The organism is Micromonospora sp. NBC_01638, assembly GCF_045209745.1.
Lineage (GTDB): Bacteria > Actinomycetota > Actinomycetes > Mycobacteriales > Micromonosporaceae > Micromonospora.
On sequence record NZ_CP109273.1, the window covers coordinates 6,016,853 to 6,031,960 of the forward strand.

11 protein-coding genes are annotated in these 15,108 nt (G+C 72.3%); 5 read left to right on the forward strand and 6 right to left on the reverse strand.

Annotated features, from left to right (window positions below):
• Nucleotides 1-109: 109 nt before the first annotated feature.
• Entirely contained in the window at nucleotides 110-1,519 is a 1,410-nt protein-coding gene (locus OG811_RS28190; protein ID WP_406070037.1) for a flavin monoamine oxidase family protein, read from the forward strand.
• A 112-nt stretch (nucleotides 1,520-1,631) separates the two neighbouring features.
• On the opposite strand, the gene OG811_RS28195 is transcribed toward OG811_RS28190, so the two are convergent.
• Together OG811_RS28195 and OG811_RS28200 are read right to left on the reverse strand one after the other, a co-directional pair.
• Nucleotides 1,632-4,265 carry a discoidin domain-containing protein gene (locus OG811_RS28195; protein WP_406070039.1) on the reverse strand — a complete coding sequence of 878 codons (2,634 nt, stop codon included), beginning with the start codon at nucleotides 4,263-4,265 and terminating at the stop codon, nucleotides 1,632-1,634.
• A 226-nt stretch (nucleotides 4,266-4,491) separates the two neighbouring features.
• Entirely contained in the window at nucleotides 4,492-5,691 is a 1,200-nt protein-coding gene (locus OG811_RS28200; protein WP_406070040.1) for an ROK family protein, read from the reverse strand.
• A 239-nt stretch (nucleotides 5,692-5,930) separates the two neighbouring features.
• Here OG811_RS28200 and OG811_RS28205 point away from each other — a divergent pair, with 239 nt between their 5' ends.
• The 4 genes from OG811_RS28205 to OG811_RS28220 all read left to right on the forward strand — a co-directional run bounded on the left by OG811_RS28205 (nucleotide 5,931) and on the right by OG811_RS28220 (nucleotide 10,518).
• Nucleotides 5,931-7,229, forward strand: coding sequence for an ABC transporter substrate-binding protein (locus OG811_RS28205; protein ID WP_406070041.1), 1,299 nt, complete (start codon nucleotides 5,931-5,933; stop codon nucleotides 7,227-7,229).
• Nucleotides 7,230-7,299: 70 nt separating this feature from the next.
• Nucleotides 7,300-8,280, forward strand: coding sequence for a carbohydrate ABC transporter permease (locus tag OG811_RS28210; protein ID WP_406070043.1), 981 nt, complete (start codon nucleotides 7,300-7,302; stop codon nucleotides 8,278-8,280).
• The gene (locus OG811_RS28215) at nucleotides 8,273-9,112 is read left to right on the forward strand and encodes a carbohydrate ABC transporter permease (RefSeq protein WP_406070044.1); all 840 of its coding nucleotides are present in this window, start codon (nucleotides 8,273-8,275) and stop codon (nucleotides 9,110-9,112) included. Before OG811_RS28210 ends, OG811_RS28215 begins: the two co-directional genes overlap by 8 nt.
• 29 nt (nucleotides 9,113-9,141) lie before the next feature.
• A complete protein-coding gene (locus OG811_RS28220) occupies nucleotides 9,142-10,518 on the forward strand; it encodes a GH1 family beta-glucosidase (RefSeq protein WP_406070046.1) in 1,377 nt (458 codons plus the stop codon).
• 76 nt (nucleotides 10,519-10,594) lie between these two features.
• Here the strand turns inward: OG811_RS28220 and OG811_RS28225 are convergent, their stop codons facing one another.
• The 4 genes from OG811_RS28225 to OG811_RS28240 all read right to left on the reverse strand — a co-directional run bounded on the left by OG811_RS28225 (nucleotide 10,595) and on the right by OG811_RS28240 (nucleotide 15,076).
• Entirely contained in the window at nucleotides 10,595-13,054 is a 2,460-nt protein-coding gene (locus tag OG811_RS28225; protein ID WP_406070048.1) for an FtsX-like permease family protein, read from the reverse strand.
• On the reverse strand, nucleotides 13,051-13,776 hold the full coding sequence (locus tag OG811_RS28230) for an ABC transporter ATP-binding protein (protein ID WP_406070050.1): 726 nt from the start codon (nucleotides 13,774-13,776) through the stop codon (nucleotides 13,051-13,053). Before OG811_RS28230 ends, OG811_RS28225 begins: the two co-directional genes overlap by 4 nt.
• Nucleotides 13,773-14,393 carry a PadR family transcriptional regulator gene (locus OG811_RS28235; RefSeq protein ID WP_406070052.1) on the reverse strand — a complete coding sequence of 207 codons (621 nt, stop codon included), beginning with the start codon at nucleotides 14,391-14,393 and terminating at the stop codon, nucleotides 13,773-13,775. Before OG811_RS28235 ends, OG811_RS28230 begins: the two co-directional genes overlap by 4 nt.
• An 86-nt stretch (nucleotides 14,394-14,479) precedes the next feature.
• Nucleotides 14,480-15,076, reverse strand: coding sequence for an NTP transferase domain-containing protein (locus OG811_RS28240; RefSeq protein WP_406070054.1), 597 nt, complete (start codon nucleotides 15,074-15,076; stop codon nucleotides 14,480-14,482).
• Nucleotides 15,077-15,108 lie beyond the last annotated feature (32 nt).

A 15,108-nucleotide genomic window follows, 5' to 3' on the forward strand; every position in this document is an offset into this window, starting at 1 on the left:
GCCCCGGCCCCGGTGTCGGCGCCTGCTTTGCTCTGCTTCACCGGACGCAACGATGAGGGGGGTCGAGTGTCGCGTGGGTTGAAGCAGAGCAAAGGACGCGGGGACAGGGGTGCGAGACCCCACGCTGCCGTGGCGTGATCAGCCCTTCGATCGGCACCGGGAGTCATGCGCCGGGCGGCTGCGGGTAAGCCGCGCCGTGACCGACGGCATCCGGGTGATCGTGGTCGGCGCCGGCTTCTCCGGCCTTGCCGCCGCGCTGGCGCTCACCCGCGCCGGCGCCCACGTGCGGGTGCTGGAGGCCCGCGACCGGGTGGGCGGGCGGGTGCTGACCCGCTGGCTGCCCGACGGCACCCAACTCGACCTGGGCGCGCAGTGGATCGGCCCGACCCAGGACCGGATGTACGCGCTGGTCGCCGAGCACAGGCTGGCCACCTTCCCGTCGGCGGCGGTCGGCGCGCCCACCCTGCTCTGGGCGGGCCAGCGCCGGACCGAGCCACCAGCGCAGGCCGGTCGGGTGTTCCGCCTGCTCGACGAGTACGCCGCACGGCTGGACCCGGCCGCGCCCTGGCAGGCGCCGGAGGCCACGCAGTGGGACCGGACGATCCTCGGCGGCTGGCTGCGCGCCACGGCCGGGGACGGCGACACCGCCGACTACCTCGGGCGACTGCTCGCCGGAGGGCTGCTGGCCACCGGCGCGGACGAGTTGTCCCTGTTGCACCTGCTGTTCTACCTGCGCAGCGCCGGCGGCACCGGGCCGTTGCTGGGGATGGCCGGCGGCGCGCAACAGGACCGGATCGTGGGTGGGCCGCCGGCGCTCGCCGAACGGATGGCCGCGGCCCTGCCGCCGGGGACTCTGACGCTGGCCACACCGGTGCGGGCGATCGCACAGACCATCGACGGGGTGACGGCGTGGACCAACACCGGGCGCGTCGACGGCGACGCCGTGGTGGTCGCGCTGGCGCCGGCGCTGGCCAGCCGGATCCGGTACGACCCGCCGCTGCCCGCGCTGCGCGACGGGCTGACCCAGCGGATGCCGATGGGCTCGGCGCTGAAGGTGCACGCCGTTTACCCGGAGCCGTTCTGGCGTGCCGACGGACTCTCCGGGGTGGCCACCAGCAGCGCCGGTCCGCTCACCGAGACGGTCGACAACTCCACCCCGACCTCGCCGCTCGGGGTGCTGACCGGGTTCAGCTACTCCTCGAACGCCGCCGCGCTGCGCGAGATGTCCTCTGAGCAGCGTCGACGGTGTCTGCTGGACGCGTTCGCCACCGTGGTCGGGCCGCGGGCCGGTGACCCGATGGAGCTGGTGGAGTACGACTGGTCGGCCGAGGAGTGGACGCGGGGCTGCTTCTCCGGTGCGCTCACCCCGGGGACCTGGAGCACGTACGGCCCGCAGTTGCGGGCACCGGTGGGGCGGGTGCACTGGGCGGGCACCGAGACGGCGACCCGCTGGACCGGCTACCTGGAGGGCGCGGTGCGGGCCGGTGAGCGGGCGGCGGCCGAGGTGCTGGCGGTGTGAGCGGGCCCGACCGAGGCCGGCCCGGTCTCGGCGGGACCGGGCCGGCTCGGCCCACGGTGGCGACCCGGCCAACCCGGTCGGTGCTACGACCGGGCCGGCGCGGGTGCCCCGGTCAGGGGTAGGTGGTCAGGTACACCGTCTGGTTGGCCGCGTTAGCGGTGCCACCGGCGTTGTTGATCACCCGGTTGATGGTGCCGACGCCACCGAGCGAGACGGTGACCATGTTCGTGAAGCGCACGTTCGGGTTGGTGGGCACCTCGAAGGATCGCTCCTCGACCACCGCGGGGTTGACGTTGAAGTAGCTGTAGCTGCCGAGTCCCCACGCCTGGTGGCTGGTCACCGAATCCGCGACCTTGTACGCGGCATAACCCCGGGTCGACCCGTTCATCCAGGCCGCCTGGTTGGGCGGGTCGTACGGCAGTTCGTTCTGGTAGAAGTACGTCCGGCCGCCGTTGCCGTTCCAGACCGTCTGGTACTTCTGGTAGTGCTCGACGAAGAGGCCGTACATGGTGACGTTGTCGCCGTTGACCGTGAGCCCGGTGTCGGCGGTGTTCAGCGTCCACCCGGTGGGTACGCCGGAGGCGGCGTGGTCGGCCCGCCACAGCCACATGTGGTCGCCGATCACGTTGTCGCTGTTGACGGTCAGCGTGTTGGTGGCCTTGCCGACGTGCGGCCCGCCGATGCGGAAGAACACGTCGTGCAGCGAGGTCGGGTTCGCGGCGTGGCTCGCGGACGAACCGGACGGCCCGACCTCCATCAGCACCGGCGAGTTGGTCGTGCCGGCCTCGAACATGAGGCCGGCCACCTTGACGCCGTCCACATCGGCCACCCGCATCGCGACGGTGCCGTTGTCGGCCTGGATGGTGGCCAGGCCGAGGCCGAGGATCACCGTGTCGGCCCGGTTGACCTGGATCGGCTCGGTGACGTGGTGCACGCCCGGGGTGAAGAGCAGGTGCTTGCCCTGGGCGAGGGCCGCGTTGATGGTGGCGGCGCTGGTGCCGGCCTGGACGACGAAGAACTGCGACAGCGAGATGGACGAGCCGGCCGGGGTCTTGTTGTACCAGCTGGTGCCGACCGAGTTGGTCCGCAGCGCCGGCACGAAGACCCGGTACTCACCGGTGCCGTCGACGTAGAGGAACGGCTTCTCCCGCACCTGCGGGGTCTGGCCGATGACGGTGTGCGACGGGTTGGGGAAGCTCGGTGGCGGGGCGCCGGTGACGCCCTGGAAGACCATGTTCCACACCGAGCCGGTCCAGCCGTTGCCGAACTCGCTGTTGCGGGAGTACCACTGCTGCTGCGAGCCGGAGACGACCAGTCCGTCGATGCGGGTGTCGGCCAGCAGACCACCGCTGGACCAACCGTCGCCGCCGTTCCAGAGCTGGATCTGGTTCTGCGCGCCGCGCAGGTGCATCCGGCGGTACGGCGCGGCCTGGGACACCGCCCAGCGCTCCACGGTCTGCCCGGCGGGCAGGGTGACCGAGAGGTTCTCCGCGGCCCGCCAGAAGTTCTGGGTGGCGTTGCCGCCCATCCAGAACGCCTCGGTGCGGACGTGGCCGTTGAGGTTGACGTCGTCCGGGCTCAGGCCGAGGCCGGCGACCTGGGTGAAGAAGCCGAGGTTGACGTCCGCGGTGTAGGTGCCGGGCTTGAACAGAACCGCGTAGCGCTGCGGGCCGAACTGGTTGGTTTCCTGCTGGGTGAAGAGGGTGTTCAGTCGGCTCTGGATGGTGGCGGTGGGCGTGCTCGGGTCGAAGACGAACGTGTTCGGCCCGAGGTTGGGGTTACGCGGGTCGGTCGTGTCGACCGGGGGCTCGCTGGTGCCGCCGGTCGTGTTCACCGCCAACTCCCAGAGTGAGTAGCCGTAGGCGGTGCCCCGGACGGTGCCGTACATCCGCAGGTAGCGGCCACTGCCGGTGACGGCGAGGGACTGCGTCCCACCGGTGCCGGTGGTGGTCGAGTAGATCGTGGTCCAGGTGGCACCGTCGGCCGAGGTCTGGAGCTGGAAGGCCCGGGCGTACGCGGCCTCCCAGGTGAGCACCACCCGGCAGATCGTCCGGGTGCTGCCGAGGTCGACGCGCAGCCACTGCGGGTCGCTGGCGGCGCTGGCCCACCGGGTGCCCGGGTTGCCGTCGACGGCGGCGGACGCCGCAAGGCCGGCATCCTGAATGGACGAGGCGGTGGCCGGGCTGCCCTGGGCGACGTTGGTGCCGCCGCAGGTCGGCGTGCTGCCGCCGGTCTCGCCGTAGACCTGGAACTCCCAGAGCGAGTAGCCGTAGCCGGTGCCCCGGGCGGTGCCGTACATCCGCACGTAGCGGCCGGCGCCGGTGACGGTGAGGTTCTGGGTGCCGCCGGTGCCGGTGGTGGTCGAGTAGATCGTCGTCCAGGTGGCACCGTCGTCGGACGTCTGGAGCTGGAAGGCGCGACCGTAGGCGGCCTCCCAGAGCAGGTTCACCTGACTGATGGTGGCCCGGGTGCCCAGGTCGACCTGGAGCCACTGCGGGTCGCTGAACGCGCTGGCCCAGCGGGTGCCGGTGTTGCCGTCGACGGCCGCGGCGGCTGGGGTGCCGGCGTTCTCGGTGGACGAGGCGGTGGCGGGGCGGCCCTGGGAGAGCAGGGTGGGCGCGGCCTGCGCGGGTGTGGTGGCGCCGGTCGGGGTGAGCGCCGCGACCAGGGCGACGGTGAGCCCGAGGAGCAGGTGGCGGACGGCACGCCGGGGACGCGGGCGTACGGATGTAGCACGAGATGTCATGACATCGCCTGTCGATAGGGGGTTCCGGACGACGCGCAGGTGGGATCGGGCTCGCCCGTGATGCCGTGGGTGGTGCCGCCGATGCGGCGTCACGGGGTGGAGAGCGCTCTCGTAGGAGTGTTGCGGCGCGATTGCGACGGCGTCAAGACATCGATCTATAACACTGTTATTTATCCCGAAGGTTAGCTATGGGCGGTTCGCCCTCAGTACGGAGGCTGCCGTCGGGTCAGCGGCGGACGCCACCCTCGGTGAGAAACCGGGCGATCGGCAGCGTGGCGGCGCCCAACGCCACCGCGTCCACCCCGAGACGGCACAGCTCGATCGACGCCTGCGCGTACGGCTGGCGCAGCGCCTGCCGTCCGGCGGCCTCCCGGACGGCCGGCAGCAGGTCGCCCAGCGCCATCGCCGCCCAGCCGCCGAGCACCACCCGCTCCGGGTTGAACAGGTTGATCAGGTTGGCCACCCCGGCGCCGAGGTAGCCGGCGGTGTCGTCCAGCACCCGCCGGGCGGTGGTCGAGGTCTCACCGGCGGCGACCAGCGCGGCGATCTGGGACTCCTCGTCGTCACCCGGCACCGCTCGGCCCCGGCGCGCCTCCCGGTACCGGTCGATGATCGCCTCCGCACCCACGTACGCCTCCAGGCAGCCGCGCGCGCCGCACCGGCAGGCCCGGCCCCCGTACACCAGGGTGGTGTGGCCCCACTCCCCCGCGCTGCTGGACGCACCCCGGTAGGTGGCACCGTTGGTCACCACCGACGCGCCCACGCCGGAGCCGACCAGCGCGAAGACGGCGTGCCGGGCACCCCGGCCGGCGCCGAACCACATCTCGGCCTGGCCGAGGGTCTTCGCGCCGTTGTCGATGTGCAGCGGCAGGTTGGTGCCGGCGCCGATCAGGCGCTCCAGCGGCACCCGGTCCCAACCGAGGGCCTGGGCGTCCACGACGGCCTCGATGCCCTGCTCGACCACGCCGGAGACGCCGATACCGACGCCGAGCACGTCGCCCGCCGCCACCCCGGCCCGCCCGGTCACCGCGTCGATACCGGCCAGCACGTGCCCGGCCACCAGGTCGGGCTCGGTGCGGACCGGGTCGAGCGGGTACTCGATGCTGGCGAGCAGGGTCATCGCGAAGTCGAACAGCTCCACCCGGACCCGGGTCTCGCCGACGTCCACGCCGATCACGAAGGCGAAGCGGGGCGCGATCCGCAGCAGCATGCTGGGCCGGCCGCCGTCGGATTCGGCAGCCCCGGCCTCGGCGACGAGCCCCTCGTCGATCAGGTCGGCCACCACGTTGCTGACCGCCGGCTGACTCAGCCCGGTGCTGCGCACCAGGTCCTGCCGGGTGAGCGGGCCGTCGAGGAAGAGCTTGGTCAGCAGGGCGGACCGGTTGCGCAGCCGCACGCTGCGGTTGGTGGCACGCACCAGCTCCACTCGTCACCTCGTTCCCGTCGGCCGTTCGAGGCGACTGTAACCGCCTCGTGCTTGACGACCCACCGGCCAACAACTTTAATGACGACATAAATTAAGCCGTGATGTAACTCCCGGGAACCGCCGACGGACCCCGACGGCGCACCCCCGAACCCCTGTCCGCGGCCGGCCGCCCGTCGTCCCCGACCCCCTATCGGCGACGGAGGCCGGCGGACCCCCACCACGCACCGGAAGGGCTGACCGTGTCGAGACGACACCTCGGGATATTCACCGCCGCCGTACTGGCCGCCACCGCGCTGACGGCCTGCGGCGGCTCCGGCGACGACTCCGCCGCAGCACCGAAGACGCTCACCTACTGGGCCAGCAACCAGGGCGCCAGCCTGGAGGCTGACAAGACGATCCTCCAGCCGGAGCTGGACAAGTTCGAGAAGCAGACCGGGATCAAGGTCACCGTCGAGGTGGTCCCCTGGTCGGACCTGCTCAACCGCCTGCTCGCGGCCGCCGCGTCCGGTAAGGGCCCGGACGTGGTCAACATCGGCAACACCTGGTCGGCGTCGTTGCAGGCCACCGGCGCGCTTGTCGAGTTCGACGACGCCGCGTTGCAGGCCGTCGGCGGCAAGGACCGGATCGTGCCCGCCGCGCTCGCCGCCGCCGGCGCCCCCGGCAAGCCGCCGGCCGCCGTGCCGCTCTACAGCATGGCGTACAGCCTGTACTACAACAAGAAGGCGTTCGCCGACGCCGGCATCACCGCAGCGCCGACCACGTGGGAGCAGCTCGCCGAGTACGGCAAGAAGCTGAGCACCGGCGGCAAGTGGGGCCTGGCGATCGAGGGCGCCAACCCGTCGGAGAACGCCCACCACGCGTTCACCTTCAGCCAGCAGTACGGCGGTGAGTGGTTCGACTCGGCCGGCAAGCCGACCTTCGACACCCCGCAGAACGTCTCGGCGATCAAGCGCTACATCGACTTCATGGCCGCCGACAAGATCACCAACCCGAGCAACGCCGAGTACGCGCAGAACCAGTCGGTCTCCGATTTCGCCAACGGCAAGGCCGCCATGCTGCTGTGGCAGTCCGCCGGCTCGAACCTGAAGACGCAGAACATGCCCGCCGACGCGTACGGGGTGGCCCCGGTGCCGTTCCTGGCCAGCCCGCCGGCCGGCGGCAAGAAGGTCAACAGCATGGTCGCCGGCATCAACATGGCGGTCTTCAAGCACACCAAGAACCGTGACGGCGCGCTGAACTTCGTGAAGTTCATGACCAGCGACGAGGAGCAGACGCTCCTCAACCGCACGTACGGCTCGCTGCCGGCGGTGAAGACCGCGGGCTCCGACCCGGCGTTCAGCGCCGTCGAGCAGAAGAACATCCAGGAGACCCTGGTCACCACCGCGGCCCCGCTGCCGCAGGTGCCCGAGGAGAGCACCTTCGAGACCCTGGTCGGCACCGCGATGAAGGAGCTGTTCGCCGACGCGGCCAGCGGCAAGCCGGTCACCGAGGAGTCGGTGAAGGCCAAGCTGACCGACGCGCAGCAGAAGATGCGCTGACCCAGGCGTCACCGGTGGCCGTGGTCGGGTGTTGAGCCCGGCCACGGCCACCGACTCCGAGAGGACCCCGATGGCAACCAGCACCACCGCGCCGGACGCGGACCGGCGCGAACCCCGGGCCGGGTCACCGGCCCGCCGGCCCCGCGGCCCGCGCCGCTCGCTCCTGCCGTACCTGCTGCTCGTACCGGCCGTCGTGCTGGAACTCGCCATCCACGTGATCCCGATGGTGGTCGGGGTCTGGATGAGCCTGCTGGAGCTGACCCAGTTTCACATCCGCGACTGGTCCACCGCCCCCTTCGTCGGGTTGGAGAACTACCGGGCGACGCTCGACCTGAACAGCGCCGCCGGCAAGGAACTGCTGCACTCGTTCTGGGTCACCCTGGCCTACAGCGTGCTCTCGGTCGGGTTCGCCTGGCTGCTCGGCATCTCGGCGGCGGTCGTGTTGCAAAAGCCGTTCCGAGGGCGGGCGATCCTGCGGGCGCTCTTCCTCACCCCGTACGCCCTGCCGGTCTACGCCGCGGTGATCACCTGGAGCTTCCTGCTGCAACGCGACACCGGCCTGGTCAACCACGTCCTCGTCGACCAGCTCGGGCTGCTCAACGAGCGGCCGTTCTGGCTGATCGGCGACAACAGCTTCTGGTCGCTGCTGGTGGTGTCGGTGTGGCGCAACTGGCCGTTCGCGTTCCTCTGCCTGATGGCCGGCCTGCAGAACGTGCCCGGCGAGCTGTACGAGGCCGCCGCGATCGACGGTGCCGGGTTCTGGCGGCGCCTGCGCTCGGTCACCCTGCCGATGCTGCGGCCGGTCAACCTGGTGCTGCTGCTGGTGCTGTTCCTGTGGACCTTCAACGACTTCAACACCCCGTACGTGCTCTTCGGCGGCTCCGCACCCGAGCAGGCCGACCTGATCTCCATCCACATCTACCGCAGTTCCTTCAAGACCTGGGACTTCGGCTCCGGCTCGGCGATGTCCGTGGCGCTGCTGCTGTTCCTGCTGATCGTCTCGGCCGCGTACCTGCTGATCACCAACCGTCGGAGGGACGACCATGCGTGAGACCGCCGGTGAGCGTTGGGGCCGGCGCATCGTGCTGACCCTGCTCACCCTCTTCGTCGTCATCCCCCTCTACGTGATGGTCACCTCCGCGGCGAAGCCGTTGCAGGACGTGCAGAACGGCTTCACCTGGTGGCCCAGCCGGCCCACCCTGCAACCGTTCATCGACATGTGGAGCACCGTGCCGCTGGCCCGCTACCTGGTGAACAGCCTGGTGGTGTCGAGCATCGCGGCGGTCTGCTCGGTGGCGGTGGCCATCTTCGCGGCGTTCGCCGTCAGCCGGTACCGGTTCCGTGGCCGGGGCGTCTTCTCGGTGACGGTGCTGTCCACCCAGATGTTCCCCGGCATCCTGTTCCTGCTGCCGCTGTTCCTCATCTACGTCAACCTGGGCAACGCCACCGGCATCGAGTTGTACGCCAGCCGCACCGGCCTGGTGATCACGTACCTGACCTTCTCGCTGCCGTTCTCGATCTGGATGCTGGTCGGCTACTTCGACTCGATCCCCCGGGGGCTGGACGAGGCGGCGCAGGTCGACGGGGCCGGGCCGCTGCGCATCCTGTTCCGGGTCATCCTGCCGGCTGCCGTGCCCGGTGTCGTCGCGGTCACCGTGTACGCGTTCATGACCGCCTGGGGTGAGGTGCTCTTCGCCTCGGTGATGACCGACGAGGGCAGCCGCACCCTGGCCGTCGGCCTGCAGGGCTACTCCACCCAGTTCAACGTGTACTGGAACCAGATCATGGCGGCCTCGTTGGTGGTCAGCATCCCGGTCGTCGTCGGGTTCCTGGCCCTGCAGCGCTACTTCGTCGCCGGCCTCACCGCTGGCGCGGTCAAGTGAATCATCCAACCCCAGAGGAGAACCGACCCGTGCCCGACCTGTCCAAGCTGCCGCCCGACTTTCTCTGGGGCATCGCCACGGCGGCGTACCAGATCGAGGGGGCTGTCGACGTCGACGGCCGGGCGCCGTCCATCTGGGACACCTTCTCGGCGACCCCCGGCAACGTCGACAACGGCGACACCGGCGCGGTGGCCTGCGACCACTACCACCGGTGGCCGGAGGACCTGGCGCTGCTGCGCCGGCTCGGCGTCGACGCGTACCGGTTCTCGGTGGCCTGGCCCCGGGTGCTGCCCGACGGCGTCGGCCGGGTCAACCCCGCCGGGCTGGACTTCTACGACCGGCTCGTCGACACGCTGCTCGCCGACGGGATCCGGCCGTTCGTCACGCTCTACCACTGGGACCTGCCGCAGGCGTTGCAGGACCGGGGCGGTTGGCCGCAGCGCTTTACGGCGGAGGCGTTCGCCGACTACGCGGCCGTGGTCGCCGCCCGCCTCGGTGACCGGGTGACCGACTGGAACACCGTCAACGAGCCGCTCTGCGTGTCCTGGATCGGGCACCTGGAGGGGCGGATGGCCCCCGGCGAGCGGGACCTGACCCGCGCGGTGCACACCTCGCACCACGTGCTGCTCGGGCACGGCCTGGCCGCCCAGGCGGTCCGCGCCAACGCCGCCCGGACGGCCTCGGTGGGGCTGGTGCTCAACCTCAGCCCGATCGAGCCGGCGACCGACCGGCCCGAGGACGTCGCCGCCGCCCGGCGGGCCGACGGGCACGTCAACCGCTGGTGGCTGGACCCGGTGCACGGGCGCGGCTACCCCGCCGACATGGTCGCCACCTACGGGGTCGAGCCGCCGGTGCGCGGCGACGACCTGGCGGTGATCGCCACGCCCACCGACTTCCTCGGGGTGAACTACTACTTCCGGCAACTCGTGGTCGACGACCCGGCCGGGCCGCCGCCGTACGCCCGACAGGTGCCGGTGCCCGGCTCGGTGCAGACCGCGATGGGTTGGGAGATGTACCCGGCGGGCCTGGAGCGGCTGCTGGTCGAGGTGAGCCGGGAGTACCGGCCGGGCCGGATCATCGTCACCGAGAGTGGCTCGGCGTGGCCCGACGAGGTCACCCCCGACGGCACCGTGGAGGACAAGGAACGCACCGACCACCTGGAGCAGCACCTGGCGGCCTGCGCGTCGGCGGTGGCCCGGGGGGTGCCGCTGGACGGCTACTTCGTCTGGTCGCTGCTGGACAACTTCGAGTGGGCGTACGGCTATGACAAGCGCTTCGGGTTGGTGCACGTGGACTACGCCACCCAGCGCCGGACGGTGAAGGCGAGCGGCCTGCGCTATGCCGAGCTGATCCGCGCCCACCAGCGACTCGTCAGGGCGACCAGCACCGCCACGCAGGTGGCCTGAACGAGGGCCGGCGAATCCGGAGACCCTGGGCGCCGCGTCGAGCGGCGCCCAGGGCGTTCCGTCCGCCGACCGGCGCTCAGTCCAGGACGCGGCGGGCCAGCGACGGCGGCAGCCGGCCGGCGAGCAGCCAGCCAGCACCGGCGGCGAGCAACGGCAGCCCGCCGGCGATCGCGACGAGGTGAACCACCGGCACGGCGCCGAGCGGGTCGAGGTCGCGATGCAGCGCACCGGCCAGCGCCAGGTACGCACCGGCGACCCCCAACACGGCACCGAGCAGAGCGAGCGCTCCGGCGGTGGTGGCGGTGAGTGTCCGCCGTACCCGCCTCGGCGCACCGGTCGCGGTCAGCGTGCGCAGATCCCCCGCCGCCTCACCCCGGATCAGTCCGACCGTCGTCGCCAGCACGCCGAGCGCGAGCAGCACGCCGGCGCCGGTCGCGCCGGTCCGCAGCGGGGTCAGTGAACTCTGCTCCCGGCGTGACTCGATGGTGAGCCCGGCGGTCGCGGCCAACTCCTGGGCCGTGGCAAGCTGCGCGCTGGTGAGGGGATGATCGGCCGCGAGGAACCAGCCGACCCGGGCCGGCTGCCAACCGTGCCGGCCGAGCGCGGCGGGAGTGATCAGCGAGTCCGGCAGCCCGGTGTAGCCGGACCGGGGCAGGGGACGCACGGTCGGCCGCACCCCGCGGGTGGGGATGTTCAGCAGCGCCAGCTCACCGGTGCGGGTGGTGAGCACATCGGTGTCGGCGTCGACGGCCATCCCGGCCGCGCCGTTCAGCCGGAGCAGCCCGGGACTGGCCACGTAGAGCGGATAGGGCATCGTGGACTCGCCGGCTGCGGCCGGAGCGCCGATCTCGACGGCCGGGTGACCGGTCGGTCCCCCGTCCCGGCCCGGATCGGTGTGCGAGGCCACCACCGCCATGTCCAGCGGAACGACGGTCGCCCCGCCGATACTGGCCGCGATGGTGTCGGTCCGGGCCTGGAGAGCGGTGATCTCGGCCGCCGTGCGCTCCGGAATCACCGGGTCCGGCTGACCGATCCGGATCAGCAGCTGGCTGTCCGCCAGGTTGCCCAGCCCGGCCGCCTCCCGGCTGCGGTACTCCGCCGCGGCGGAGCCCACCACGATCGCCGCCGACAGGCCCACCGCGAGACTGATCGCGGCGAGCGCCGCACCAGCCCGAACGCGATACCGGGCCAGGTCCGCCAGGGCGAGCCGAACGGCCACCGGCAGGCCACCCCGGGCCGCCGCCAGCGCCGGGATGGTCAGCGGGCTGGCGAGCAGCACGCCGAGCACGGTGCCGACGCTGCCCACGACGATGAGCAGCGGGTTCGACCCGTCCGAGAGCACCAGGGCGGTGAGGCCGGCGGCGAGCAGCGCGGCCGCGGCCACGGCGGTCCGCCGCGCCGCCGGCGGGGTCGGTGGCCGTGCCGACAGCGCGCTCATGATCGGGGTACGCGCGACCGCGCGGGCCGGCCACCAGGCGGCGGCGGTCGCGGTCACCACGGCCATCAGCATGCCCGCGCCGATGGTGAGCCAGGGCAGGTCGAACCGGCCGATGCGGTGCCCGGCGGCGGTCTCGACGAAACCGGCGGTGACCAGCCAGGCGGCGACCCCGATGGCGGTGCCGCAGACCGCGGCGATCACCCCGACCGCCGCGCCGTTGACCAGCAGCACCAGCCGCAGATGTCGACGGGTGGCGCCCATCGCCGCCAGCATGCCGAGCTGACGCAGCCGGCGCTGTGCCAGCACCACGAACCCGGCGGCGGCCACGAGCGACACGAGCAGCAGGCCGACGGTGGCCAGCGCCAGCGCGGCGATGGTGAGCGTGGTGCGCTCGGCGACCGGCCTGGCCTCGCGCACCAGCGGGCCGTCGACGGTCCGGCGGAAGGCCTCCATGGTGTCGTGGTCGCCGGCCACCAGCACGGTCACCGACTGCGGTCGGTCGGCGTGCGCCGGGTCGGTGAGGGCGAACTCGTCGTGCAGGTCCGCCGGGTTCTCCACCACGCCGACGATCAGGCGGTCGGCGTCACCGAGCGGGACCCGGGCACCAAGCCCGGCACGCAGGGCTTGCGCCACCCCGTCGGTCACCGCCAGCTCGGCGGGCCCAGTCGGGTAGCGGCCCTGCCGCAGGGCGAGCCTCGGGCCGCCGTAGGCGCCGGCGGGGTCCTGGGCTCGGACGTCCACCGGGTCGAACAATCCCGGCACCGGCACGCGCCGGTGACCGATCACGTCGATCGTGCCGAACCACGCCCGTGCGGCGGTGACCCGGGTGTCCAGCGCGGCGGGGTCGTCGCCGGGGATCCGGATGAGCTGGTCGGCGCGGCCGAACGTGGCGTCGCTCGACGCGGGGAGGTTCCAGGTCGCCGCCAGACCGAAGGTGGCACCGGTGACCGCGACGGTGAGCAGCGCGATGGCCAGCAGCTGCTGCCGCCACTCGCGGCGGAACAGTCGTACCGCCCAGCGGATCACCGCGCGGCGGGCCGGAAGCCCGCCGCCCGCGGGCCGGGCGGCCGTCCGGCCGCGGCTCACGGTGGCGGTCACAGCGCCGGGTCCGGGGCGAGCAGAGCGTCCGGGCCGGCGGACGGCGCGGTCTGGTCGACCACCCGGCCGTCCCGAATGAAGATCACCCGATCGGCCCAGGAGGCGAGCTGGGCGTCGTGGGTGACCATCACCCCCGCGATGCCGCGCTTGCAGGCCGAGCGGAGCATCCGCAGGACGGCTTCGCCGTTGGCGGCGTCGAGGGCGCCGGTGGGCTCGTCGGCCAGCAGCAGCCGCCGGTCGCCCACCACGGCCCGGGCGATGGCGACCCGTTGGCGCTCGCCCCCGGAGAGGTCGTCGGGGAAGTGACCGGCGCGGTCGGTCAGCCCCAGCTCGTCGAGCACCTGAAGGGCGGCGGCGCGCGCCGGACGCGCGGCCATGCCGTCCAGCTCCAGGGGCAGGGCCACGTTCTCGACGGCGGAGAGACCGGCGAGCAGGTTCAGGTCCTGGAAGACGAAGCCGAGCGATCGGCGACGCAGCCGGGCGGTGGCGTCGGCGGAGAGCGTGGAGAGGTCGGACCCGCAAACCGTCACCTGACCGGCCGTCGGCTCTTCCAGGGTGCCCGCGATGGTCAGCAGGGTGCTCTTGCCCGAGCCGCTGGGACCCATGACCGCGACCAGTTCACCGGCGACCACGTCCAGGTCGACCGCACGCAGGGCGTGCACGGCGGCGGCACCAGCGCCGTGCACCTTGGACACCTGCCGCAGGCTCAGCACCACGCTCATCGTCGGGTTCCTGCCGCGTCGGCCCGGGCTGGCCGTGTCGGGCGACTCTCCTGGCCGTCCGCAGCCAGCGACGTGTCCGTGGGTGGTGCGCTGGCGGGCAGCGTCGGGTGACTGCGCAGGCGCGCGTCCGCCGCGTCCAGCCAGCGGACGACCGCTTCCAGCCGGAACAGCTCGGCGTCGACGACGAGGCCGAGGCCGGTGTCCTCCGGTGCCGCGTCGGCCTTGAGGTGGGTGTAGCGCTGCATCTCCTCGATGATCCGCCGCCGGTGGGCCTGGAGGATCTCGGTGACGTCCACCTGCGTCAGGCGCATCGCCACCTGCACCTTCATCACGAGCTCGTCGCGGGGCGGCGGCCCGGCCTGGGGTGGCGTACGGAGCCAGCTGTGCAGCTCCCGTTCGCCGTCGGCGGTGAGCCGGTAGCGCTTCTGTGCGCCGTCGCGGCCAGCGTCGTCGGTCTCGACGTGTCCCTCGCGCTCCAGACGTTGCAGCGTGGTGTAGACCTGCCCGACGTTGAGCGGCCAGACCTCGCCGGTGCGCGCCTCGAACTCCTGCCGGAGTTGGAGACCGTACTTCGGTGCCTCGGTGAGCAGCGCCAGCATGGCATGGCGAATACTCACGATCCATCACCCACAGTTAGCATACTCGGTATAATACACAGTATTATCGAGGCGGCACCCCCCGCTGGTTTCGTCAACCCGGTGGCTCACGCGTCGCTGACCGTTCGCAGCCGGAACAGTTCGACCGGGGTGTCCACGTCGACCGGTGAGCCCACGTCGCCGCAGGGCACCTCGACCACCAGATCCGGGCGGTCGCGCAGCAGGTCGCGGGCACCCCGGTCGCCGACGGCGTAGCCGTCCAGCAGCGGCCAGGTCTCCCGACTCAGCAGCACCGGATGCCCCGGCCGGCCGCCGTAGGTGGCGACCGCGACGACCGCGCCGTCGGCGTACGCCCCTCGCACCCGGCGGACCGCGACCGGGCTGAGCAGCGGCTGGTCGACGAGGACCACGACCGCAGCCGGTACGTCGGCCGGCAGCGAGGCCAGGCCCCGGCGCAGCGACGACCCCAGCCCGTCGGGCCAGCGGTCGTGGCGGACCGGCACGGCGCCGGGCAGGTCGGGCACCTCGTCGGCGCCCGCGCCGAGCACCACGTGCACGGGTGTGCAACCGCCGTCGCTCAGCAGCCGGATCCCGCGCCGCACCAGCGGCTCGCCGGCCAGCTCGACCAGCGCCTTCGGCCGGCCGTACCGCCGCCCGGCACCGGCGGCCAGCAGCAGCCCGGCGGTCACCGGCAGGTCCGGCACCCGGGTCACCCCCTGCGTTATTCGCCCTTAAA